Below are 24,347 nucleotides of genomic sequence, written 5' to 3'. Positions count from 1 at the left end.
GAATTCAGTTGACTTTAGGCGCCGGTGTACAGCGAGAACTCGATGCCGGTGTCAGCCTGAACCTTGGCCAGACCAGCGTTGATCTCGGTGGACCAGTTCGGTGCGTGGAACGGCGCCGGCAGCGGCTCGTTGCACCACGGGCGAGGTCCGCCGGAGATCAAGCCGACCAGCTCGTTGCCGCGGACCACGGCACCGCCGGAGTCGCCACCGACGGAGCAGGAGTGCTCGAGGATCTGCTGGTTGTCCGAACCCCAGACGATTCCACAGGTGACACCGGTGGAGCGGCCATTCTTACAAACCTCTTCACCGAAAACCGGGGTGGTGGAGGAAATACCGGTGATAGCCAGGCCACCGACCTCGTTGAGCAGCTGTACCTTGTCGTCATCCAGATCGATGACGGCAATGTCCGGATCCATCGTCGAGTACTCAAACTCACCGATCTCACCAAGCTCCGGGAAGTTCTCTGCAGCGACCTTGTCTCCAGGCTCACCGCAGTGGCCCGCGGTAATGGCCTTAAGGTCGCCATTCTGGTCCGAACCCACCGCTGCCAGCGAGCACAAGAACACGTTGGCTCCTGCGAAATCGCCCGACTCCGAGATCATGATTCCGGAGCCGCCACCGAGGGGAGCGGCCGCAGATGCAGCCGATGCGGTGACAGGAACGGAGACACCGGCGGCGACGATCACGGCCGCAGCGGATGCCCGGAGAGAGTTACGGAACACAGTCATGCGCTCAATCATTTCCTACCTGAGACTCAGGCGCAAGAATTTGCCGAGACAGATTCCCCAGCAACCTGTTCGAGCTCTTTTTTCACTGCCGCCCGTACCAGATCTGCAGCACCAATCATTCCGGCATCTGCGCCGAGGTGGGCGACTGCAATCACGGCTTCTGGTCGGTGGCCAGCGCCGGTGACGTTCCCGGCGAAGGACTCCTTCGCCTGGTCGATGTACTGGTCGAAACCACCGGCCACTCCCCCGCCGATGACGATCAATTCAGGATCAAAGACGTCGGTGACGATCGCGAGGCCCTGCCCGAGCCACTGGGCGAAGTCTGCAACCGCAGCCAGACCCAGCGGGTCGCCCTCACCAGCGGCTGCCATCACGTCCGCGCCGGTGACGGAAGGCCGATTCACGTACGAGCGGACAATCTGCTCCGCCAACTGTGAGTCCTCTGTCATCTCACGGGCGAATTCCTCAGCGGTGCTAACCAGCGCCGTTCCAGAGCAGTAGCGCTCCAGGCAGCCACGTTTTCCGCAGGGGCACGGACGACCACCAGGCACGACCGTCATGTGTCCGAACTCTGGGGCAGTTCCGTAGGCTCCGCGGAACAGGCGCCCCTCGGTCATCATCGCTCCGCCAATTCCGGTACCCATTGCGAACATGACCCAGGTACCGGCGCCACGGGCAGCGCCGAAGCGGTATTCGCCCCAGGCGGCGGCGTTAGCGTCGTGCTCGAGGACGACAGTGGTGTCCAGACGCTTCTCCAAGCGCTCAGCAACCGGCGAATCGACCCACGGCAGGTGCGGGGCAAATCGGACGGTGCGGCAATTCGCGTCGAGGAATGCTGCTACGGCCAGTCCCACGCCTTCGGCTTCAGGGACCGCGGTGCGCAGTTCGTCGACGACCTCAGCGATCGCGTCTTCCAGGTCGCTTTCGGTGCCTGGGGTGCGTCGGCTAGCGGTAGCAAGCAGAGCGCCACCTGATCCGACGACGGCTCCGCGGAGATTGGTTCCGCCGATGTCGAAGCCGATGGAGGGCGGTGCCATCCTTGAATCCGTATGTACGTGGGCCATTATGGTTGGCTCGGTCACGGAATACCTCCGGTGGAAGCTGCTGGGGTCAACCGGTTCAGTGTACCGGGTTGAGGATGCTTCGCAGCCGATGCCCCATCGCGGGCCAAGTCCAGTTCGCCTCAACGTGTTCGCGTCCAGCGGCCCCCATCTGCCGGGCTTCCTCACGGTCGCCTAAAAGTAGGACAAGCTCTTTCGAGAGCTTCCCGACGTTCCGGCCTTCCACCACCACACCCGTCACTCCGTCAATTACCGTCTCTGGTGCGCCTCCGGAGTCACCGGCGATCACGGGGACTCCGCACGCCTGAGCCTCTAGATAGACGATTCCCAGGCCCTCGACGTCCAACCCCTTACCGCGGGTACGGGCGGGCATGGCGAAGACATCAGCACTGTTGTAATAGGCAGGAAGATCGTCGAAATCCACCTTGCCAGCAAAGATCACGCTGTCAGATACACCGACCTGCGCTGCTAATTCCTGCAACCGCGTGCCGTATGGGCCCACTCCCACCAGCAGCAGTGTCGCCTCCGGGTGAGCCGTGAGGACCTCTGGCATGGACTTGATGAGCGTGTCTTGGCCTTTGCGCTCGACCAACCTCGAAATACAGACGATCAGCGGTGTCTCCGACGACAGACCGTGGCGTTCTCTAATGCGAGTGCCGGCGTTAGAATCTGGGCGAAAACGATCAATGTCGACACCGGAGGGCAGTCGCTCGAACGCAGTGTCCGAGCCAAAAGCCGCAGCAAAACGGTTCCGGGTGTAACGAGATATGTAGGTGACGACGTCCGAGGAACGCCCGATCTCGCGGAGCACTCGCCGAGATCCAGGGAACATTGACCAGCCGACCTCATGGCCGTGCGTCGTAGAGATAATGCGCTTCGCACCAGCAGCACGACACGCGCGGGCCAACAGTCCCATCGGTGCGGCAGCGCCGAACCACACCACCTCTATGTTCTTCTCCCGGATTATCTCAGCCACCTGTCGAGCAATATGCGGCAAAGGGAGAAGAATTCGGTCCTTGGTGCGGATGACCGTGTAGGGCAGGGAGGCGTCGTAAAGCGATGTCTCGTCGCCGGGGATCCGTGTGGACGCCAGGACCGTGAGACTTTCCGCCGGGATTTGCGTGCAGAAATCCCTGAGATACGACTCGATACCGCCGTCACGAGGCGGGAAGTCGTTGGTGATCAGGAGCGTCCGCGGAAAGGACATCAGTAGCGGACGGCGCCCTGGTACGAACCACCCTGGTCGATCGAGACGACCTGGACCGGCACGCCATAGGTGGAGGCGTGGACGATCTTGCCATCGCCGACATACATGCCCACGTGGGTGACACCTGGGTAGAAACCGATGATGTCACCGGGCTGGAGCTGATCGCGCGGAACCGGAGTGCCACCGGAAAGCTGCGCTTGGGAGGTACGCGGAATGGTCTTGCCCATCTGCTGATATGCCCACACCATCAGGCCAGAGCAATCAAAGGAGTCCGGGCCGACCGCGCCCCAGGAGTAGGGCATACCGATACGAGTCATGGCGGCATCAACGGCATCAGATGAACCGGAGAGCATGTCCAGGCCCTCGACGAACGGGTTATTCTGCGAGCGCCACAGCTCCATCTGCTCCGGGCTCAGGGAGTCCACGCGCTCGCGGACCGTCTGGGTGAGCTCCTCGAGTTCGGACTGCTCGCGCTCTAGATCATCACGACGCTGATTGAGTTGGCCGAGTTCGAACGTGACCTTCGCATCTGCAGACTGAGCACGCGAATTCGCCTCCGCCGCCTCATGCTGCGCATCGGTGACCTCACGGATCTGCTGTTCCTTCTGACGATTGAAGTACGTCAGGTAGGACGAGCGATCAATCGCCGACTGCGTGTCGGTCGCTCCGAACATCGCGGTCAACGGGTCAATCTCGGCACCGCGACTTCGGGTCTTGACATGGTCAGCGACCTGTCCACGCACCTCTTCGGAGTACGCCTGAACGGTCTCGGCCTCAGAAACAGCGCGGTCACGATCGCCCTGCAGGTCCGCGAGCTCCTGTTCCTTGTCCTGGACTTCACCGTCCAGAGCCAACACGTCCTCGTTCAGGGAACCAGAACGCTCCGAAAGCTCAGAGAGCTCAGCGATGATGCCCTCGGCAGTTAACTCCTGAGCACCGGCGGCGGGGGCGCCAACGGACGACACGAGAAGACCGGCGACGGCGGCACCGCTGACGGCCGCAGTGAAACGACGGGATCGGAACACAGGGAACCCCTTTTGGCTAGGTGCGACGGCCCACAATCTCCACCGGAGGCTGCCGGGAGGGGCCATCAATCAAACAGGAAAGAGCCTATCAACACCGAAGACCCCACGCCAGAAATTGACGGGGGTCTTTACATTCAGTGTGCGTCACCTGCGACCTGGGTCGCGGTGGGACGACTTAGAAGCGGGATGCCGAGTGGAACGGCATGTAATCCATGGATGCTTCCTTGACAACGTCTCCGGACTGCGGGGAGTGGATGACGTTGTTGCCGCCGGAGAAGATGCCGACGTGGGTTGCTCCGCCGTAGAAGGCAACGACGTCGCCCGGCTGGAGAGCGCCCTGAGAGATTCCGCCACCGGCCTGAGCCTGGGAGGTGCGCGGGATGTCCTTGCCAGCGCCCTGCTTCCAGGCGTAGGAGGTCAGACCGGAGCAGTCGAAGCCTGCCGGGGTGGTGCCGCCCCAGACGTACGGGGTGCCGATCTGAGCGCGAGCAACGTCAACGACCTTCTGGCCCTCAGACTTGACGCCTGCGCCGAGGTCAGCGCCGCCAACGAAGTTCTGGGCGTTGAAGGGAACTGCACCCTGGAAGTCGTTCAGGAGATCAGCAGAGCCGAACTCGCCCACGATGCCGTCCAACTGGCCCTGGATGCCGCCGAGCGGGTTTGCGCCTGCTGCGGGTGCGGACATTGCGGTGATCGAAGCGATGGTTGCGCCTGCGATTGCTGCGTTGCGGCCGAAGGTTGAACGACGTGCGTGCTTTGCCATGTGATTAAACTCCAGTGTCTTCCTTGTGATGCCGGCCGGGTTAGCTGACGGGTTCGGGAGCGTGGAAGCCCTCCCTACCTTCTAAACTTCAGAAGGATTCACCCCAGGGAAGTGGTTCCCCGGCTCCTCTCCAGTTGGAGAAGATTAGGCCTTGATGTCTGTCATGATCCGGAGCCGTTGGTCACGGCTTCGTTTCAATGTCTCGATCAGGTTACGAAACTGCATCGAAGGATGTCCAGTGAAACGTCAAAACTGTCTCAATTCAGCGACAGCTTAAGGCGTTACTGCCGTGTCATAACAGGTCGATAACTTTGTTGACGCAGCCACCGCGACGAGGACTGACGACATCATAACTATAGCCTCAACTGGAAAGATTCGAATTCCCGATGCAAGCGGTCCGAAAACCCGATCGCACGCACCAAGATCTCCAATCACTTCGGTGTGAAATGTGTCACAAGCCGTCATTTTGGGCGTCACCCGTCGCAATCGAACCGTGATCTAACGGTATACCGACTGTTGTTAGAGCGTCTGATTCACCTACGCTGAGTCCTGTGCACGATGATCCGGAACAACTTATCCTCGGTTCTTCCCGCAGCCGAGGCTGGCGAGATCTGGCTGCCGATGCCTCAGAACTACCGGCGGCCCCCTTCTCGGGCCCCTCGAAGGCAGCAAATTCTGACCTACCCCGCACCGGATCTCCCGCTGAAGCAGCGATGGTTGTCGACGACGGTCCCATGGGCACAGGAGAAGTCTCCCTCTTCAACACCACTTTCACCGTCTTCGACTTAGAGACGACAGGATTATCCACCTCTGGCGCCTCAATCATTGAGATCGGCGCGGTCAAGGTACGCGGTGGCGAAGTTATCGGCGAGTTCTCCGAGCTGATCGATCCAGGAACACCCATTCCACCAGCGATCACCAAGTTGACCGGCATTAGTGGTGCAGACGTGGACGGCAAACCTCTCCTTGGCACCGTCCTCCCCCAATTCTTGGACTTTGCCTCCGGCACAACCTGGGTAGCCCATAACGCCCCATTCGATGTCGGGTTCGTGCGTGCGGCCTGTGCGGAACTATCAATCGCCTGGCCTGCGCCTGGAGTCGTTGACACTCTCAAGTTGTCTCGCCAATTAATCGACAAGCGCGAAGTCCGCTCCCACCGTCTGGGCTCTCTCGCGAAGTTCGTGGGCTCCGACCTCACCAATGCGCACCGCGCTCTTCACGACGCCCGAGCCACCGTCGATGTCCTCCATCACCTGCTTGAACGCCTCGCAGGCCTCAACGTGGAGACGAACGACACGCTAAAGAACTTCACCTCGACAACAGATCCTCGCCTCCGCGAGCGCAGGTCGATGATCGCGGACGCTCCCCACAAGCCGGGAATCTACATTTTTCGTGGCCCAAACGGCGATCCCCTATATATAGGAAAGGCCACAGATTTACGCACCCGTCTCGGGCAGTACTTCACAGGTGCAGATCCGAGGCGACGTATCGGGGAAATGGTGCTTCTCTCCGAGTCGGTCGAGACCGTACAGTGCGCCCACGCCTTCGACGCAGAGGTCCGCGAAGCACGCATGCTCGCTGCACTGCGTCCTCCCTACAACCGCCAGCGCAAGGAACCAGGCCGTAGCTGGTGGATCACCTCCCCTGAGGGTCAGGCGAGTGCGTCACCCGTCATAACCCGCACCGCGAAAACGTCTGATGCCGTCGTCGGGCCCTTCACTAAACAGAATGCTGCGAAGTCTGTCCGAGACGCCCTCTTCCCTACTGGCCTCAGCGCAGGGTTCATTGATTCTCCTTTGCCCGCCGGGATGGACTTCCCTGCCTTCGCAGAGGCTCTCCGCACTGGAGGTGGCGATCTCACACAGATGCTTATCGACGCCATCACCGACCTAGCCGTCGACGGCCGTTACAAACGGGCCGGAACTCTTCGAGACGCTGTCGCTACGCTCATCGACGTTGTCGAACGTCATCAGCGACTCCACGCCTTGGTGTCTGTCCCTCAACTACAAGCAGCCCGTCCTGATGGTCGCGGCGGCTGGGAACTCGCTGTAATCCGGCACGGACGCCTCGCCGCTGCCGGTCATGCGCCGCGCGGCACCGGTGCCGCGTACACCTCACAGCTACTTGCCGACGCCGCTGACACCGTTGTCCCCGATACCTCTATATACGGAGGAGCTAATCACCACGAATTGGGAGTGGTGCATGAGTGGTTGCTGCGCGATGATGTCCGCATTGGGCCGACCACCACACCATGGGTTCAACCAGCCTTCGGGATGGGCCGCTGGCGCACCTGGTCTGCACTGGCACGCGGGGCAGCGTCAGAGGAGCGTTCCCTCAACCGCGCTGAACGCGACTAAATACCTCAACAACAAACCACCCCCTCCATCCAGTGGATGAAGGGGGTGGTTCTGTGAGCGCAGTGAAACAGTGGGGCGAACCCCGGTGGGTGACTTACTTGTCTCCCTCTTCGATGGCCCGGCGCTTCTGCGACTCGAGCTCCTCGAACATCTGCTTCTGCTGGGCGGCGTTCTCGTGAGCGATACGATCGGCCTCTTCAGTGATCTCCTTCGGATCTGCCTTGAAGTAGCCACCACGGTCCGGGTGGCCGGCAGCGCCGAGCTCGTTCATCTGGGACGGGACGTATGCGCCTTCGTACGGCAGGTGGGCAGGGTTGCCCTCTGCGTCGACTGCCAGCGGCTGGTGGACCTCGACGAATTCGCCGGAGGGCAGCTGCTTGATGATGCCGGTCTCGATGCCATGATCGAGAACCGCACGATCGCGGCGCTGCAGACCAACACAGATTCGGAAGGTCATGAAGTACGCCAGCGGCGGGAGAATCAGCAGACCGATTCGACCAACCCAGGTCATCGCATTCAGCGAGATCTGGAAGTGGTAGGCGATCAGGTCGTTACCACCTGACAGCGTCAGGATCACGTAGAAGACGATCGCAGCTGCGCCGAGGGCGGAGCGGACCGGCACGTCGCGCGGACGCTGCAGCAAGTTGTGGTGTGCGGTGTCACCGGTGAGCTTCTGTTCAATCCACGGGTAGGCGAACAGCAGCGCAACCAGAACTCCGAGGAGCAACATCACCCAGAACACGGCTGGGATTGTGTAGTTGCCCACATAGATCTCCCACGCCGGCATGACACGAGCGGCACCATCCGTCCACAACATGTAAACGTCAGGCTGGGAACCTGCGGACACCATTGACGGGTTGTACGGACCCAGGTTCCAGATAGCGTTGATCTGGAACAGGCCGGAGATCAGGAACACGAAGCCGAAGGTAATCAGACCGAAGGACATTGCCTTGACGGCGAACATCGGCATGATTCGGACACCCACCACGTTGTTCTCGGTGCGACCAGCGCCCGGGAACTGAGTGTGCTTCTGGTACCAGACCAACGCGAGGTGCGCAGCAATCAGACCCAGCAGCAGTGCCGGAATCAGCAGGACGTGCGCGATGTACATACGCGGGATGATCAAGTCACCCGGGTAGTCACCGTTGAACATCATCCAGTGCATCCAGGTACCGATGATCGGGATACCGATGATGATGCCGGACATGATTCGCAGACCGGTACCGGAGAGCAGCTCGTCCGGCAGGGAGTAGCCGAAGAAGCCCTCAGCAATGGAGAGGAAGAGAATAACGCAACCGATGACCCAGTTCGCCTCACGCGGCTTGCGGAATGCACCGGTGAAGAAGATACGGAACATGTGAGCCATGATCGACACCGAGAACAGCAGCGCTGCCCAGTGGTGAACCTGGCGCATAAATAGGCCACCGCGAACCTCGAATGAGATCTGCAGAGCGGTCTCGTACGCACGGGACATCTCGATGCCGTTCAGCGGAGCGTAGGCACCGTTGTAGATGACCAGCGACATCGACGGATCGAAGAAGAGGGTCAGGTACACGCCCGAGATCAACAGCACAACGAAGCTGTAGAGCGCGATTTCACCGAGCATGAACGACCAGTGCGTCGGGAAAACCTTGTTGATCTGGCGGCGGATGCCCGCAGCCATGGTGTAGCGGTCGTCCAAGTTATGGGCGACGTTCGCTAAACGATTGTCAGTTTTGGTCATGACTTACGCTCCCAGAAGGCCGGGCCGACGGGCTCAAGGAAGTCCTCGACGGCGTAAAAGTAACCGTCCTCATCGACCGAGATGTTCAGCTGCGGCAGTGCACGAGCGGCCGGGCCGAAGATCGGCTTGCCGTACTGCAGTGCATCGAACTGAGACTGGTGACAGGGGCACAGAATGCGGTGCGTCTGAGCCTCATAGAGCGAGGTCGGGCAACCGATGTGGGTACAAATCTTCGAGTAGGCGAAGTAGTCGCCGAAGTGGAAGTCTTCCTGGTTCTCACGCAGGACTGCACGAGCGGCATCCATGGAACGCAGACGGATCAACATGACCGAGTTGCGGTTTCCGTGGATCGAGTGCATCTGGTACTCGTACACGTCGCGGTTCGGATCGTATTCCGCACCATCGTTTACGTCGTCTGCCGGAAGCGGGAAAACCGTCTCCATGGATCCGGCGGAAAGATCCTCCGGGCGAATGCGGATCAGACGGGAAACACCAGTGGTGCTGTATCCGTGTGATCCCTCTTCGGCGATAGCGCCGGTGTCGCGGCCGAGGTAGACCTTCTTGCCCTCACGGGTGAGGGACCAACCGGTGGTCCACAGCGTTCCGTCACCTTCAACGTTCATCGCGTGAGCGGGACGCCACGGGTTCTTGATCATGCCACCGAAGGGCAGGATCATGCCGACGCCGGCCAGAACAGCACCGGTGCCCAGCAGTCCCTTGATCGCCTTACGACGACCCAAGGTCGAGGTCTCCCAGGAGTCCTGCAGCAGAGCCACGATAGTCTTCTGGTCAACTTCCTCGGACGGACCGTCGTGACGACGCTGGACCGAGATCTCGTGCGGAACGAACTTCTTGGTGTACATGACCGCACCTGCACCAAGGCAGAGAATCGAGCCACCAAGGGTCAGTCCGAGCATCGGGGTGTACAGGGTGTACGCCCAGATTCCATCTTCACCGTGTGCCCGGTACTCCCAGGGCCAGAAGATGTAAACGGCGATGAACGCCAGTCCGAGGATTACGGCCAGGGAGAGCCAAACAATGACTCCACGTGCGGCACGCTTTTCCGCCGGATCGTTCTCAATCGGGAACGGATCCTTGCGGTAGGCGATGGTGACATCGTCAAGCTCGGTGCCCAGACGGGCGAGCTCGTCGTTGCTCATCTTCGCCAACTCTTCGGAAGAGTAGTTGCGGTCAAATTCGTTGTTACTCATCGGCGCGTTCCAATCCACATGGCCGCCGCGCACATCGCGACGATTCCTACGGCCCACATGAAGAGACCCTCAGTCACCGGACCCAGTCCACCGAGTCCATAACCGCCGGGGTTCGGGGTTTCCTTGCTTTCCTTGATGAAGGCGATGATGTCCTTCTTCTCATCAGCGGTGAGCTGACGATCGGAGAACTTCGGCATGTTCTGCGGGCCGGTAAGCATCGCCTGGTAGATCTCCTGCTCGTTCGCGGGATCCAGGATCGGCGCGTACTTACCGGAGGAAAGTGCTCCACCGCGACCGGTGAAGTTGTGGCAGGACGCGCAGTTGAGGCGGAAGAGCTCTCCACCACGTGCGGCGTCAGCCTTGTCGATCTCACCGTTCGGGCCAGCGTTGGTGCCACGGAGGGACTCCATGGCGATGGCGCCGTCTTCGTCACGAGCGATGCCTGCACCGCCACCGTAGGTGTTGATGTAGGCGGCCAGAGCCAGCGTCTGCTCTTCGTTGAAGCGCGGGGTTTTGCGTTCTGCCTGCGCCTCGTTGCTGAGCATCGGCATACGGCCGGAATTGACCTGGAAGTACACGGCACCTTCGCCGACACCGATCAGCGACTTGCCGCGGCCTTCGACGCCCTGGAGGTTAACTCCGTGGCAGGTGACACACGACATGTCGTAAAGCTGACGTCCCTGTTCAATGAGGGCAGCTTCGTCGACCTGCGCTTCAGCGGTCTGCGCGTCCGGGGTGACTGCATTGGCGATCACGCCAGCGCCGGTAAGCGCGAGTGCAAGCGCCATGATGCCTGAGGCTGCACGGCGCATTTTACGACGGCGCCGCGGTGTGCGGGCCGCCGACGAGGACTTGACGTCCTTCTCTGCGGGGTTGTTGTTTTCCATCATTTTCCTTTGAGAAATTGTCCTGGAAAGTCGATGGGCTGTAGGCCGACTCTCGGGTGCGGCGGCTACGGCCTACTGGATGAGGTAGATAGTGATGAACAGGCCCACCCAGATGACATCGACGAAGTGCCAGTAGTAGGACACAACGATGGAGGCGGTGGCCTGTGCCGGAGTGAACTTCGACCGGGACACACGGATCAGCACGACGACGAAGGCGATGATGCCCGCGATCACGTGCAGTGCGTGGAATCCGGTGGTGATGAAGAAGACGGAACCGTACACGGAGTTCTGGATGGTCAGACCCTCGTGCACCAGCTCGTAGTACTCGTAGGCCTGACCGAGGATAAACGTGGTTCCCAGCACGATGGTGATCACGTACCACTTGCGGAGACCGAACAAGTCACCTCGTTCTGCCGCGAACACGCCCAACTGGGACGTGACCGAGGAAGACACAAGGATGACGGTGATCGTGAAGGCGTACGGGACGTTAAGGAAGTCCGTACCCCAGGTCCACGACTCACCCTGGCCGTTTGCGCGTGACACGAAGTACATCGCAAACAGGCCGGCAAAGAACATTAATTCCTGAGACAGGAACACGATGGTGCCGACGCTGACCATATTTGGCCTGTTCAGCGTCGGGGCACGACCGGGTTCCGTCATACCTTTGTTTTCAACTGCGCTCGTCACGCTGTCCAGTATGACCTGTTCCTAAGGAAGAGTCACGTTAAACCCCCCTTTAAGGACTAAGTTTTCTACAAAACCCCAGTTCGCCGCTTTTTGTTCCTGAGATATTCCCTAATTTTCGGGGTGGCGGGAACTTCTTAGCGGTGCCATCCGACGCGGTGTATCTGGTGGTGGTCTGACCGGGCTCCCCAGCCCGGGCTGACTGTGGCCACTCCCCTGTGCCACGTATTAGCCGCCAATCTTACCTGCCCACAGTCTCTGTTCAGGAATCCGGGGGCGGAGTGTCGCGCCTGGCTGGGCTACTCCTTAGACTCTTCTTGTATTTGTCGACCCGCAACTTCCCACTAGGAGACTTCAGAGATGACCGAGCTCAATGCAGTAGAGACCCGGGCCAACTGGATCGAGGTCCTCGGGGCAGTCGGGGCCGGCAGGGAGGTCAGCGCGGACGGTATCGGATTCGCCATGGGCGAGATCATGTCCGGACGCGCGACCGATGCCCAGATCGCCGCATTCGCCTTCGGCATCTTCGCCAAGGGAATCACGCCAGCCGAACTTGACGCTGCTGCAACTGGGATGTTGAGTTTCGCCTCTGCCGTTGAAGCACCGGAGGTTGATCGCAGCGTCGACATCGTCGGCACCGGCGGCGACGGTGCTCACACTGTGAACATCTCCACGATGACCTCTGTGCTCGTTGCTGCGGCGGGCGTCCCCGTCATCAAGCACGGCAATCGGGCTGCATCGTCAAAGTCCGGTGGTGCGGACATGCTAGAGGCTCTTGGCGTCAACATCACTGAGAACCGCATTATTGCTCCGGGGCACCCGGACTTTCTTCTCTCATTTGTCTTCGCTGCGGTCCACCACCCGGCGATGCGCTTCGCGGGCCCTGTGCGGGGCCAGCTGGGGGTACCAACGTTGTTCAACCTCTTGGGACCGCTGACGAACCCTGCACAGCCTCCGGCCGGTTTGATCGGGTGCGCCTTCGCCAACCAGCTCGACACGATGGCCGGCGCCTACGCTCGGCGTGGACAGCGAGTCCTTGTCGTCCGTGGTTCGGACGGCCTTGACGAAATCACTATCACTGGCCCGACCGACGTCCGGGTCGTTGAGAACGGCACCGTCACCCCCACGACCGTTGCCCCTGAGGACTTCGGGCTCAGCACCGGCTCTGCCGATTCCCTGCGCGGTGGAGATGCTGCGTACAACGCGGACGTCGCGAAGCGATTCTGGAATAACGAGCTCGAGGGCCCGATCCGAGATGCAGTACTACTCAACGCTGCTGCCTCCATTGCCGTTGCAGAAGGCCTCCACGGCGCCTCGGTGCACGAGGGCATTGCCACTGGCCTCAAACGCGCACAGGAGACCTTGGAGTCCGGTCTGTGCGGTCGCATCGTCACGGACATCGTCTCCGCCGGATGATGCCCGCCTCCCCCGCCTGACGGTATCTCCCAAATACAATCGGTGTAGATGGGCGAGAGCCGCCCACTAGCCACCTCAGGGAAACCCCCGCCGGTGGCTTACCCACGGGAGGTCCCAGATGGCTGAAGGCGTAATCACCTTCGACGATGCGTCCATGGCGCAATTGAACGCCAATGACGTGTCCTATGACTACGAGGGAACGCCAGTTCTCCGAAGCGTCAACATGTCACTGGGGCCTGGCACCGTCCTCGGCCTGGTTGGAGACAATGGCGCGGGCAAGTCAACGCTGCTATGGCTGTTATCCGGTCGTCGCAAGCCCACCTCGGGCTCCGTTACTCATATTGGTGCCCGTGCAATCGGCTCCCAGGAGCTCGAGGCCCCGTTCGGGTCCACGGGTGAATCTTTGGTCTCTGAGGCCCTCGGGCCGTCCCGCAGGCGCTTGCAGGCCATGGAAGACGCAGCCACGGCCATGGCCGAGCACCCTGAGGACCCCGCTGTCGAGCAAGCATATTCCGATGCTTTCTCAGACGTCACCGCACACGATGACTGGTCCGCTGAGCACAACGCCAGCGTCGTTCTGGACTACCTAGGCCTCAACGTCGACGGCCCGGACGGACCGCTAATGGAGCAGCTGACGGCTGAGATGTCTGGCGGCCAACGTGCGATGCTGGGCTTGGCACTCACTCTGATCCGCAAGCCCGAAATTTTGCTCCTCGATGAGCCGACGAACCACCTCGATGAGCAGGCCCGGCAAATGTTGGTCAGCAACATTGCAGAGCACCCAGGAATCGTCGTCGTCGCCACGCATGACCGCGATTTCCTCGATGCAGTGTGTACTCACATCGGAGACCTCGTCCTTGGCCGTCCTGGCATTGGGATGTTCCGTGGCAACTGGACTGAATATGACAAGCATCGGCGTCGTGAACGGGAGATCTGGGAACACCAGTGGCGCACCGAGCAGCACGAGCGCGACAGGTTGGAGAAGACTATCGACTCCATGAACCGCGTCGCAGGTCCAATTTCACGAAAGACCGATAACGAGAAGATGGGCTACGGCCATTCCGCGGGCCGCGCGGACCGTACCGTCGCACGTCGAATCCGTGCAGCCCGCTCCAAGCTCGATGAACTCGACGAGTTTGGCGTCGAGAAGCCTCCATCCGTACTTGGTTTGGAGGCACCTTTGACCACCGCCCCGTCCAATCACCGCATCGCGGCTGGCAGTGACGAGGACTTCCACATCAAACTGCGCAGCGTCGTCGTTCCAGACCGCCTGCGCGTCGGTTCCCTGACCGTTCGACCGGGAGAAACTGTCGTCGTAACGGGACCCAATGGCGCCGGAAAATCGACGCTGCTGCGTGTCATTGCTCAGGATCTGGAACCCCAGGCCGGCGAGGTCCGCATTGGGCAAGAGGCGCGCCTCGCGGTGCTTCGACAAGAGCAGGAATGGGACGACCCGCGTCGGACGCCCGAGGAGTTGTTCAGTCTCGCCTCCCCCACCGGCAGCAAACTGACCCTCGACGATCTTGCATTGATCACGCCGGAGGATGCTCAGCGTCCGGTTGGCGACTTGTCCGTCGGGCAGCAGCGTCGTGTCGCACTGGCACTTATCGCCGCCGCTCCCCCGCAGATCCTACTTCTGGACGAGCCGACGAACCACCTCTCCGTCGATCTCATCGAGGAGGTCCAGGAGGCGATCATCGCCGCCGAAGGAACTGTCATTGTGGTCACCCACGACCGTCGCATGGTTGACGCCTTGGAGGCTCGCCATCTGCGCGTCGACGACGGTGAGGTCAGAGAGCTCCCGCGCGGGCGCAAACCCGTTGAGTTCGCTTAACGACGCCCCCATCTACCCCGCCACACCCCACAGCCGGGGTGCGGGTTTTTCATTCCTGGGTGGATACACGAAACGACCCCTCCACCGGAAGGCCTGGTGGAGGGGTCGGGTGCTGACCGGGGCTAGCGGGTCAACCTAATTGCATCTGTGGGTGACAGAGGCAGGAGTACCGGGGTGATCTAGTGATCCTCCGCCGGGACGAAGTACTGGGTGTTCAGTCGGGTGGCTGCCCAAATCAGTGCAGCGCCACCGAACAGGATCGGCCAGAAGTTCCAGAAGGCAATGCCGATGCCCAGGATCAGGATCGCCATGGTCATCGCGAACGGCCAGATGGAGCTTGCGGAGAAGAAGCCCAGCGTGCCGGCTCCATCCGCGATTTCAGCCTCTTCAGCGTCCGCCGGCGTGATGTCCGCGCGGGTTTCGGTGAAGTGGAAGTAGACACCCAGGAAGAGGGTCAGTGCAGTCGACATAACCAGACCGGTGGCACCGGCGGCCTCGACTCGACCGTGGTTCGCGTTGATGACGTTACCGGAGTCGAGGACCCAGCCGGTCGCGTAGATGTAGACCGCGGCCAGCACCGCAAGGAACACGGACAAACCGTAGAAAAGCTTGGAGGCGGACTTCATGTCGTGCCTTTCCTTTCTTCAGGGCCCTAGTTCTGGGCGTTCAGGTCGACGGTGTTGACGCCGCGGTCACCCATGTCGCGCGTTTCCGTGCGGCTGGAGTTGAACGGGCTGGTGGACACTGCGTACGGCGGCTCACCGATCTCGGCCAGGGCCTGAGCGTTGGTGGCCTCCGGGTTATCCATGCGGAACTGGATGTACTGGGAGAAGTCTTCGCGGGAAACGACGCGGACCTCGAAGTTCATCATGGCGTGGTAGGTACCGCACATCTCAGCGCAACGGCCGACCAGAGCGTTGTTGACCTCGTCAGACGGGTTGTTCACTCCGCGGTTAGCCAGCAGATCGGAGTTGATCTCCTCGATCTGGAAGACACGCTGAGACTTGTTGGCCTCCGGGTGCGGGAACACATCGCGCTTGAAGAGGAACTCCGGGACCCAGAAGGAGTGGATGACGTCGCGGGAAGCGAGGTCGAACTCGATCGGGGTGTCAGCCGGCAGGACCAGAACCGGGATCTCCTCGGTGGTACCGAGGGTCTCGATCTCATCGAAGCGGAGGTAGGAGTAGTCAGAAGCGGACTGTCCGTGGATCGGGTAGTCAGCCTGAGCACCGGTGACGTTGCCGTCTTCGTCGGTCAGTTCCTGGGTGCCGTGCTCACGAGTGAACTGCTGCTCCGGCGACGGGTTCTCGATACGACCGTCGTAGTCGCCGCCGCCCCCCATGAGGTCGCTGCTGATCTCGCCGTAGCCGAACTTCCAGTTCCACTGGAAGCCGGTCACGTCGATGGTGACCTCGGGATCCTTATCCAGAGAGGTGACCTCATCCTGAGTCTGAACCGTGAAGAAGAACAGACCCATGACGATCAGGATCGGCAGGAAGGTAAGAGACAGCTCCAACGGCACGTTGTAGGCGGTCTGGCGCGGGAATTCGTCCTCGCCGGCCTTTTCCGCCTTCTTGGCGGTGAACTTGAACATGGAGAAGAAGAGCAGGCCCCAGACAATGATGCCGACGATCCACGCTGCAACCCAGGTCCAGACCCAGAAGTTACCCATTGACTGGGCTTCCGGGGTAACACCCTGCGGCCAGCCGAAACGAAGCAAATTGAAGAAGCCGTTATCCGGCGGTGCAACGTCACAACCCGCCAGGAGGGTTGCGCCGGCACCGAGGGCACTTAGGGCACCGATTTTGCGGCCGGTACCGATCTTCCTGTGCTGATTCACGCGTGTCTGCCTTCCTGATCCACACAACAATCCGGGAACAGCCCCGGGAGCTGGTTCTCGGGACAATGTTCACGCTTTACTAATGAAGGGTAGCCCATTCCTGTGAATTCTCCACACTGGACTACCCGCATTCGGTGCCCATCAGTATAACGGTGCTGATAAAACACTGAGAGGTGACCTTCGGTCGGGGGTGACTGTCCTTCCCCCACCGACTTACAGGCCTGTGATTCCACTTTTATCCGCGTTTCCGCGCCGGTGTAACTGTGCCCCAGTCCGCATCGGGTCTAGGGTGGAACGGACGAAAAGACCGGATCGCGCTGAGCGTACACCTGCACAGCCCTCGGATCTTCTCCCCAGCTACTCCCCCACCTGAAAGGCGACCGACACCATATGTGCGGCCTTCTCGGCATCCTCGCATCCAACGGCGACACCAGTGATCTTCTGCCCGCCGCGACTAGGGCCTTGCCCTGCATGCGGCACCGCGGCCCCGATGCCGCGGGCACGTGGCATGACGACAACATCGTGTTCGGGTTCAACCGTCTCTCCATCATTGATGTGGAGCACAGCCACCAGCCGCTGACGTGGGGTCCGGAGGGCGAGCCGGACCGCTACGCAATGACCTTCAACGGTGAGATCTACAACTACATCGAGCTGCGGGAGACCCTGCAGGCAAAGGGTTACACCTTTAACACTGAAGGTGACGGCGAGCCGATCGTCGTGGGCTTCCACCACTGGGGCCCGGCAGTCGTCGAGCACCTGCGCGGCATGTTCGGCATCGCGATCTGGGACACCAAGGAAGAGCGCCTGTTCCTAGCCCGCGATCGCTTCGGCATCAAGCCGCTGTACTACTGCACCACTGAGCGCGGCACCGCCTTTAGCTCCGAGAAGAAGTCCATCCTCGAGATGGCCCCTGAGATGGGCTTCGACCCGCTGCAGTTGGATCTGCATTCCACTGCTCACTACATGGACCTGCAGTACGTCCCGGAGCCGGAATCCCTGAACCCGAGCATCCGCCGTCTGGAATCCGGTTGCCACGCCTTCGTTGAGCCCGGCGGCGAGCTGAAGGTCACCCGGTACTTCCACCCGAAATTCCCGATCTCCCCGGTTCAGTCAGGTTCCGAGCAGGCAGTGTTTGACCGCATTGCTGAGGCGCTGGAGGACTCCGTCGAGAAGCACATGCGTGCTGACGTCACCGTCGGCTCCTTCTTGTCCGGTGGCATTGACTCCACTGCTATCGCAACGCTGGCCAAGCGCCACAACCCGAACCTGCTGACCTTCACTACCGGATTCGAGCGAAAAGGCTTCTCTGAGGTCGACGTGGCGGCTGAATCCGCCGCAGCGATCGGCGTGGAGCACATCGTGAAGGTTGTCTCCCCCGCGGAGTTCGCCGCGGCCGTGCCAAAGGTCATTTGGTACCTGGACGACCCGGTGGCTGACCCGTCGCTGATTCCGCTGTACTTCGTCGCTGCTGAGGCACGTAAGCACGTCAAGGTCGTCTTGTCCGGCGAGGGCGCAGATGAGCTATTCGGCGGATACACCATCTACAAGGAGCCCCTGTCCCTGGCTGCCTTCGAGAAGCTCCCCGGTGCCCTGCGCAAGGTCGCCGGCGCCCTGGGCAACAAGCTTCCCGACGGCATGCGCGGCAAGTCACTCCTCCAGCGCGGCTCTCTCGATCTGGAAGAGCGCTACTACGGCAACGCCCGCTCCTTTAATTACGACCAGCTGCAGAAGGTCCTACCGTGGATGCCCCGCGACTGGGATCACCGCGAGGTCACCGCACCGATCTACGCCGAGTCCGCAGGCATGGACCCGGTTACCCGCATGCAGCACCTGGATCTGTTCACCTGGCTGCGCGGCGACATCCTGGTCAAGGCCGACAAGATCACCATGGCCAACTCCCTGGAGTTGCGTGTGCCGTTCCTGGACAAGGAAGTGTTCAAGGTCGCGGAGACACTGCCGGTGAACATGCGTGTTGCCAACGGCACAACCAAGTACGCACTGCGCAAGGCAATGGAGCAGATCGTCCCGGAGCACGTGATCAACCGGAAGAAGCTCGGCTTCCCGGTCCCGATCCGCCACTGGCTCGCAGGTGATGAACTGCGCGGTTGGGCTGAAGACGTTATCGAGCAGTCCCAGACTGACTCGATCATCGACAAGGCCGCCGTGCGGAAGATGCTCAAGGAGCACCACCCGACGCAGAACGACAACTCCCGTCGCCTCTGGACCGTGCTGGCCTTCATGATCTGGCACGGCATCTTCATCGAGCAGCGCATCACCCCGGACATCGAGCAACTCGACTACCCGGTCATCCTCTAAGTTCTGCGCGCAGCGCTAGAGAGAACACAACCCCCACACCGTCGCCCTGTGGGGGTTGTGGTTTAACGCAGGGAACGTCGCAAAGCGACGTTTTAACTCAGTTGAACGAGTCGCCGCAGGCGCAGGAGCCGCCGGCGTTCGGGTTATCGATGGTGAAACCCTGCTGCTCAATGGTGTCTGCGAAGTCGATGGTGGCGCCCATCAGGTACGGAGCGGACTGACGGTCAACGACGAGCTTCACGCCGCCGAATTCCTCAGAGATGTCACCGTCGAGCGAACGGTCGTCGAAGAACAGCTGGTAGCGCAGACCGGCACAACCGCCCGGTGCCACGGAGATACGCAGGCCCAGATCGGTGGCGCCTTCCTGGTCCAGCAGCGCCTTCGCCTTGCTCGAGGCGGCTTCGGTAATGGTCACGCCGGTGCTCTGTGCGGTCGTCATTGCGTGGTCTCCTTCACGTCGGGGTCCTGCCACGGCGATGTCGTCGGGCTTTGTCACGAATCATAACGCCATCCACCCCCGCTTGTATTCCCCCTGTGCTTTGCAGATCATGCCGCGGGGGTTCCCTGGACCTGACTCTTGTTACCCGTACCTGATCCTTTATCGTGTATTGGGTGAAGATGCCCTGGAAAAAGACCGACTCAGACGCCGACGCCTCCCTGGATCAGGCGGCCGTCGAGAACATCGATGCCGCCGAGGCCCTGCCCAAGGGATACACCCCGAAGAAGGGCAAGCCGACCCCGAAGCGCAGCGAGGCTGAGCGGGCGTCCGGCATTCGACGCGGACCGGTCACTCCGCCGCTGACCTCCAAGGAGGCTCGTCAGCGCAAGAAGGACATGCGCAACTCGATGTCCAAGGATGAGTACAAAGCCAAGAAGATGGCCGAGCGTAACCAGCGTCGCGAGCAGCGTCGCTACGCCGATGAGCGCATGGCCGCCGGTGACCCGAAGTACTTGCTGCCGCGTGACCAGGGCGAAGAGCGCGCATTGGTCCGTGACTACGTCGACTCCCGTCGTTTCGTCGCGAACATCTTCTTGCCGTTCGCAATCTTGATGCTGGTAGTTCTGGTCATCGGCTCGTCCTTCCCGGCCGTGTCGAACATCATGACTTTGGTCGCCATGGTCGTCATCATCTTCCTGTTCTTCGAGGGTCTGATCATCGGCCGCAACGCGAACAAGATTGTCCGCGAGCGTTTCCCGAACACCCACGAGAAGAAGATCGCCATCGGCTTCTACGCCTACTCACGCGCCTCCCAGCCGCGTCGTATGCGTACCCCGCGCGCTCGCGTGAACATCGGCGACCAGGTCCTGTAGGGCACACTCGCTATGGGCACCGTCGTGAAGGTCCTCGCACTCGGTGGTGCTCGCTCGGGTAAGTCCGGATGGGCAGAGGAGACTGTCGCGTCATTGGCGCACTCCTCCACTCACCCCAAGGCTCCGGTCCATTACATTGCGACCGCTCGGCCATGGCCCGGCGCAGCGGACTTCGACGCGGATTTCCAGGCCCGCGTGAAGACCCACCGAGACCGCCGACCTGACTCCTGGGTCACGGTGGACGCAGTCGAAGCGACTGAGGCTCTGCAAGCCCTCGCCTCCCCCACCGAGCCCACTGCTGGAGCACCTGCAGTGCTTCTCGACGACGTCGGCACCTGGCTCACCCACATCCTCGACCGTGACAGGCTGTGGGAGAGCCCTCGCGGCGCGTCAGCATCCACTCTTGGCGCCTTCGTTGACGCAGTACGCAACTACCCCGGGCCGCTTGTTCTGGTGAGCCCCGAAGTCGGCATGAGTGTGATCCCCGAACATCGTTCCGGACGCCTATTTCGCGATGAAATCGGCACCCTTAACGCGCGCTTGGCACAGGAATGCCAGCACGTAGTTCTCGTGGTGGCCGGTCTGCCCGTGCCGATCAAGGGTGGTCTACCCTCAACTGCATGACCCGACCCAATTTCTCCCCGGTCGCTGCGCCCGATGACGCGGTGGCCGAGCAGGCCCGCCAGTTCCAGTTGACCCTGACCAAGCCGCCGGGATCGCTCGGCCGGTTGGAGGATCTGGGGGTATGGCTCTCGGCATGCCAGGGGCAGGTTCCGCCGGTGCCGTTGGAGGACATCAGGTTGGTTGTCTTCGCCGGTGACCATGGTGTCGCCTCGGGTGGGGTTTCCGCGTATCCGACGGATGTTTCTATTCAGATGTTCCACAACATCAACGCTGGTGGTGCTGGAGTCAACGCCATAGCCCATACATCTGGCGCGTCGGTCGTGGCTGTGGATCTATGCCTGGATCGCGACGCCGAGCCTGGCGAGGTCCCTTACCGCGTTCGCCGTAGTTGCGGTTCCATCGACCGCGAAGATGCGATGACTGAAGACGAGCTCACCCGTTCCCTCGAGGTCGGCGCGCAGCTGGCAGACGAGGCCATCGACTCCGGCGCACAGCTCCTCATCGCTGGCGACTTGGGTATCGGGAACACCACTCCTGCCGCAGCGATGATCGGAAACGTCACGGGCACCGAGCCGGTCGTCGTGGTCGGGCGCGGCTCCGGCATCGACGACGAGGGTTGGAAGCGCAAGACCGCCGCCATCCGCGACGCCATGTTCCGCGTCCGCGGCGTCCGCAATGACCCTATGACTGTGCTGCGCCGGATCTCTTCCCCTGACCTAGCAGCGACGGCGGCCTTCCTTGCTCGTGCGGCTGAGCGCAGGACCCCGTGCGTTCTCGACGGTGTGGTTGTTACTTCCGCCGCGCTCTTGGCCGATCAGCTCTCCCCTGGGGCCAGGGCTTGGTGGCTTGCAGGTCACCTCTCTGCCGAGCCCGCCCACGCGATTGCGCTGCGCCACCTCGAACTGGAGCCTCTCGTGGAATACCGGATGCGCCTGGGTGAAGGCTCCGGCGCCGTCACAGCCGTGCCGATGTTGCACCACGCTGTGGCGATCATGCGGGACATGGCGACCTTCGATTCAGCCGAGGTCTCCCGCGGCCTCGACGAGTAACGGTGTCCGGAAAGGCAGGACCCCAGGCCGGCTCTGGTAAGCATGGCCACGCGCTGACTGAAGGCGTCGCCACCGCGTTCTCCTGGCTCACGATCATCCCCGTCCGCGGCGCCACGACTTTCGATCGCGTCACCGGCCGCCGCGCAATCGCGTCGATCCCTGTGGTGGGACTCGTCCCCGGCGTCGCCGCTGCCGCAGTGATTCTTCTGATCTCTTGGTTAGTGTCCGACTCCGGCGAGGCGGCAATCGCCATCGGCGCTTTCGTCGCCGGGGCCCTTGCTGTTGTCCTAGGGCTCGCGCTGACTCGAGCCATGCACGCGGACGGCTTGGCCGACGTCACTGACGCCCTAGGCTCCTATGGTCCCCCAGAGAAGGCCCGAGCGGTCCTTGCAGACGCATCTGCTGGCCCGGTGGCCGTCGCCGCCGTCGGCATGACGCACTTGGTGCAGGTCGCCGGTTACGCGATGCTGGCGGTGGGTCTCTCTCAAAAAATGCTTCCCGACGCCCCCCTCTCCCCACTCCTCCTCGCCGCGACTACGGCAATACTCCCGGCAGTGCTATCTCGCGCTGCATCTATGACGGCCTGCTCGACACGGTGGGGGCCATTCTCTGAGTCGGGCTTCGGATCACTCGTCGCGGGTACTCAGCCTCTGTGGTCGATTGCGCTGTGGTGGATCTCGCTGGCGGGAATCTCCTCTGTGATCGCCGGCTGGGCAGGGCTGGCAGCCTGTGCTGTTGCGGTAGGTATAGCCGTGTGGCTGGGACGGCTATGCAACCGCCGTTTCGGCGGAATTAATGGCGATGTATTGGGAACCGTCGTGGAATTCACCACCGCCGCCACCGCGGTGCTGCTCGGGTTTGCGCTGGTACTGGGCTGATCCGTGATGCAGATCACCCCCATTTTTGGCTGGCTCGGGTGATACCCAAAAAACCCGTTGACCGGCCCGGACAACACCGTTAGCATCATGGTTACACCGCCTGAAAGGGCGGGACGGAGGCCCCAATGGGGCTCGCCCACATAACTCGAGCGTCGTCCGTTTGCCGGGGCGCAACGAACGAGCCAACCAGTGGTCTCCGTGACGATGGCCCCGTGAATTCATTCACGGGGCCATCGTCGTATGTAGTTGCCTACTGAGCAGGGACCAGGATGCTGTTCCAGTTGTGCACGTCCTCGACGACACCACGCTGGATTCCGGTGAGGTGCTCACGCAGCTTCATCGTCCAGGAGCCGGTCTCGGCGCCGTTGACTGTGAAGGAGCCATCACGGGAGTCGATGGTTCCGACCGGGGTGATCACCGCAGCGGTACCGCAGGCGAAAGCTTCAGACATCGCGCCGGAGGTGGAATCCTTCTCCCACTCCTCCACCGAAATGCGGCGCTCCTGGACCTTCAGGCCCATATCTGCGGCAACCATCAACAGCGAGTCACGGGTGATGCCCGGCAGCAGCGAACCGGACAGCGCCGGGGTCACCAGGGTGAGGTCTTCAGCGTTGTCGCTAGAGCCGTAGATGAAGGCGAGGTTCATTCCGCCCATCTCTTCGATGTAAGTGCGCTCGATTGCGTCGAGCCAGACCACCTGGTCGCAGCCCTTCTCCTCAGCCTGGGACTGAGCGGCCAACGAGGCCGCGTAGTTTCCGGCGAATTTTGCATCACCGGTGCCGCCTGGGGAGGCACGAACGTACTCGTGGGACAGCCAGACCTTCACCGGGTTGATGCCGCCGGAGAAGTACGCACCAGCCGGGCTCGCAATAACCATGAAGGTGTACGAGTCGGAGGGGTGCACACCCAGAGTCTGCTCCGTCGCGAACATGATCGGACGGAGGTAGAGGGACTCCTCGCCACCGGCAGCGGGAACCCATGCGGAATCGATCTCGACGAGCTGGCGCACCGACTCGAGGAAGAGCTCCTCCGGCAGTTCCGGCATCGCAATGCGCTCAGCCGAGCGCTGGAAACGCCGAGCGTTCTGCTCCGGGCGGAAAGTCACGATGGAGCCATCCTCGTGACGGTAAGCCTTGAGACCTTCAAAGATGGACTGGCCGTAGTGCAGAACTGAGGACGCCGGGTCCATGGAGATGGGCCCATAAGCCTGTACCCGGGCGTTGTGCCACCCGTTATCCGAGTCCCAGTCGATCAGGACCATGTGGTCAGACATGTACTTGCCAAACCCGGGAGCTTCCAGGATGGCCTCCCGCTCCGCGTCTGAGCGCGGGTTCGGGTTGGGAGTGATCTCGAAGTTCAGTGCAGCCATGAGGGAAATTCTAGACAGGTAAGTCTCGGTCCATGAAGTAAAGGTGCCGGTACGGTGGTGGCGT

21 protein-coding genes and 1 riboswitch are annotated in these 24,347 nt (G+C 61.5%); of the genes, 8 read left to right on the top strand and 13 right to left on the bottom strand.

The genetic code is table 11. The annotated features are described in order from the left end of the window. Positions 1-14: 14 nt before the first annotated feature. The 5 genes from YWU_RS0113495 to YWU_RS0113475 form a co-directional block, all read right to left on the bottom strand. Positions 15-728, bottom strand: coding sequence for a S1 family peptidase (locus YWU_RS0113495; protein ID WP_027020878.1), 714 nt, complete (start codon positions 726-728; stop codon positions 15-17). Between the two features lie 26 nt (positions 729-754). Continuing rightward, complete coding sequence (locus YWU_RS17045) at positions 755-1,765, bottom strand: ROK family protein (RefSeq protein WP_051260380.1); 1,011 nt, start codon at positions 1,763-1,765, stop codon at positions 755-757. 82 nt (positions 1,766-1,847) lie between these two features. Beyond that, complete coding sequence (locus YWU_RS0113485; RefSeq protein WP_027020877.1) at positions 1,848-2,996, bottom strand: glycosyltransferase family 4 protein; 1,149 nt, start codon at positions 2,994-2,996, stop codon at positions 1,848-1,850. Next, positions 2,996-4,021: an NlpC/P60 family protein gene (locus YWU_RS18300; RefSeq protein ID WP_027020876.1), complete on the bottom strand. Its 1,026-nt coding sequence runs from the start codon at positions 4,019-4,021 to the stop codon at positions 2,996-2,998. The genes YWU_RS0113485 and YWU_RS18300 overlap by 1 nt, the downstream gene beginning before the upstream one ends. Before the next feature lie 175 nt (positions 4,022-4,196). After that, positions 4,197-4,784 (bottom strand): C40 family peptidase, encoded by a 588-nt coding sequence (locus tag YWU_RS0113475; protein WP_027020875.1) that lies wholly within the window; start codon positions 4,782-4,784, stop codon positions 4,197-4,199. 14 nt (positions 4,785-4,798) lie between these two features. Then, positions 4,799-4,945, bottom strand: a riboswitch (cyclic di-AMP (ydaO/yuaA leader). Between the two features lie 390 nt (positions 4,946-5,335). On the opposite strand from YWU_RS0113475, the gene YWU_RS17040 reads away from it, so the two are divergent. Beyond that, positions 5,336-7,141, top strand: coding sequence for a DEDD exonuclease domain-containing protein (locus tag YWU_RS17040; RefSeq protein ID WP_051260379.1), 1,806 nt, complete (start codon positions 5,336-5,338; stop codon positions 7,139-7,141). A 94-nt stretch (positions 7,142-7,235) separates the two neighbouring features. On the opposite strand, the gene qcrB is transcribed toward YWU_RS17040, so the two are convergent. The 4 genes from qcrB to ctaE form a co-directional block, all read right to left on the bottom strand. After that, positions 7,236-8,864 carry a cytochrome bc1 complex cytochrome b subunit gene (gene qcrB / locus YWU_RS0113465; RefSeq protein WP_027020874.1) on the bottom strand — a complete coding sequence of 543 codons (1,629 nt, stop codon included), beginning with the start codon at positions 8,862-8,864 and terminating at the stop codon, positions 7,236-7,238. Next, the gene (gene qcrA, locus YWU_RS0113460) at positions 8,861-10,075 is read right to left on the bottom strand and encodes a cytochrome bc1 complex Rieske iron-sulfur subunit (protein WP_027020873.1); all 1,215 of its coding nucleotides are present in this window, start codon (positions 10,073-10,075) and stop codon (positions 8,861-8,863) included. Before qcrA ends, qcrB begins: the two co-directional genes overlap by 4 nt. Continuing rightward, positions 10,072-10,965, bottom strand: coding sequence for a cytochrome bc1 complex diheme cytochrome c subunit (gene qcrC / locus YWU_RS0113455; RefSeq protein WP_027020872.1), 894 nt, complete (start codon positions 10,963-10,965; stop codon positions 10,072-10,074). Before qcrC ends, qcrA begins: the two co-directional genes overlap by 4 nt. 69 nt (positions 10,966-11,034) lie before the next feature. Then, complete coding sequence (ctaE, locus tag YWU_RS0113450; protein WP_156892854.1) at positions 11,035-11,649, bottom strand: aa3-type cytochrome oxidase subunit III; 615 nt, start codon at positions 11,647-11,649, stop codon at positions 11,035-11,037. Positions 11,650-12,006: 357 nt separating this feature from the next. Between ctaE and trpD the strand changes: the two genes are divergently transcribed. Together trpD and YWU_RS0113440 are read left to right on the top strand one after the other, a co-directional pair. Next, positions 12,007-13,062, top strand: coding sequence for an anthranilate phosphoribosyltransferase (gene trpD / locus YWU_RS0113445; protein ID WP_034648002.1), 1,056 nt, complete (start codon positions 12,007-12,009; stop codon positions 13,060-13,062). A gap of 118 nt (positions 13,063-13,180) precedes the next feature. After that, positions 13,181-14,896, top strand: a complete 1,716-nt coding sequence (locus YWU_RS0113440; RefSeq protein ID WP_034648000.1) for an ABC-F family ATP-binding cassette domain-containing protein — start codon at positions 13,181-13,183, stop codon at positions 14,894-14,896. A gap of 179 nt (positions 14,897-15,075) precedes the next feature. Here the strand turns inward: YWU_RS0113440 and ctaF are convergent, their stop codons facing one another. Both ctaF and ctaC read right to left on the bottom strand, forming a co-directional pair. Further along, positions 15,076-15,522 (bottom strand): aa3-type cytochrome oxidase subunit IV, encoded by a 447-nt coding sequence (gene ctaF, locus YWU_RS0113435; RefSeq protein ID WP_027020868.1) that lies wholly within the window; start codon positions 15,520-15,522, stop codon positions 15,076-15,078. A 26-nt stretch (positions 15,523-15,548) separates the two neighbouring features. Beyond that, on the bottom strand, positions 15,549-16,736 hold the full coding sequence (gene ctaC / locus YWU_RS0113430; RefSeq protein WP_027020867.1) for an aa3-type cytochrome oxidase subunit II: 1,188 nt from the start codon (positions 16,734-16,736) through the stop codon (positions 15,549-15,551). A 390-nt stretch (positions 16,737-17,126) separates the two neighbouring features. On the opposite strand from ctaC, the gene asnB reads away from it, so the two are divergent. Beyond that, positions 17,127-19,052, top strand: a complete 1,926-nt coding sequence (asnB, locus tag YWU_RS0113425) for an asparagine synthase (glutamine-hydrolyzing) (RefSeq protein WP_027020866.1) — start codon at positions 17,127-17,129, stop codon at positions 19,050-19,052. 97 nt (positions 19,053-19,149) lie between these two features. On the opposite strand, the gene YWU_RS0113420 is transcribed toward asnB, so the two are convergent. Further along, the gene (locus tag YWU_RS0113420; RefSeq protein WP_027020865.1) at positions 19,150-19,491 is read right to left on the bottom strand and encodes a HesB/IscA family protein; all 342 of its coding nucleotides are present in this window, start codon (positions 19,489-19,491) and stop codon (positions 19,150-19,152) included. Between the two features lie 179 nt (positions 19,492-19,670). Here YWU_RS0113420 and YWU_RS0113415 point away from each other — a divergent pair, with 179 nt between their 5' ends. Genes YWU_RS0113415 through YWU_RS0113400 form a run of 4 tightly spaced genes read left to right on the top strand, consistent with a single transcriptional unit; the run spans position 19,671 to position 22,914 of the window. Further along, on the top strand, positions 19,671-20,363 hold the full coding sequence (locus YWU_RS0113415; RefSeq protein ID WP_084142227.1) for a DUF3043 domain-containing protein: 693 nt from the start codon (positions 19,671-19,673) through the stop codon (positions 20,361-20,363). Positions 20,364-20,375: 12 nt separating this feature from the next. Continuing rightward, entirely contained in the window at positions 20,376-20,987 is a 612-nt protein-coding gene (locus YWU_RS0113410) for a bifunctional adenosylcobinamide kinase/adenosylcobinamide-phosphate guanylyltransferase (protein ID WP_205618348.1), read from the top strand. Next, positions 20,984-22,036 (top strand): nicotinate-nucleotide--dimethylbenzimidazole phosphoribosyltransferase, encoded by a 1,053-nt coding sequence (gene cobT, locus YWU_RS0113405; protein WP_027020862.1) that lies wholly within the window; start codon positions 20,984-20,986, stop codon positions 22,034-22,036. The genes YWU_RS0113410 and cobT overlap by 4 nt, the downstream gene beginning before the upstream one ends. Before the next feature lie 2 nt (positions 22,037-22,038). Further along, positions 22,039-22,914, top strand: a complete 876-nt coding sequence (locus YWU_RS0113400; protein ID WP_051260378.1) for an adenosylcobinamide-GDP ribazoletransferase — start codon at positions 22,039-22,041, stop codon at positions 22,912-22,914. A gap of 250 nt (positions 22,915-23,164) precedes the next feature. Here the strand turns inward: YWU_RS0113400 and YWU_RS0113395 are convergent, their stop codons facing one another. Beyond that, on the bottom strand, positions 23,165-24,283 hold the full coding sequence (locus YWU_RS0113395; RefSeq protein WP_027020860.1) for a branched-chain amino acid aminotransferase: 1,119 nt from the start codon (positions 24,281-24,283) through the stop codon (positions 23,165-23,167). Positions 24,284-24,347: the final 64 nt, after the last annotated feature.

This window comes from Corynebacterium sputi DSM 45148 (assembly GCF_000427865.1).
GTDB lineage: Bacteria > Actinomycetota > Actinomycetes > Mycobacteriales > Mycobacteriaceae > Corynebacterium > Corynebacterium sputi.
This window is presented reverse-complemented; position numbering and strand designations above follow the sequence as displayed.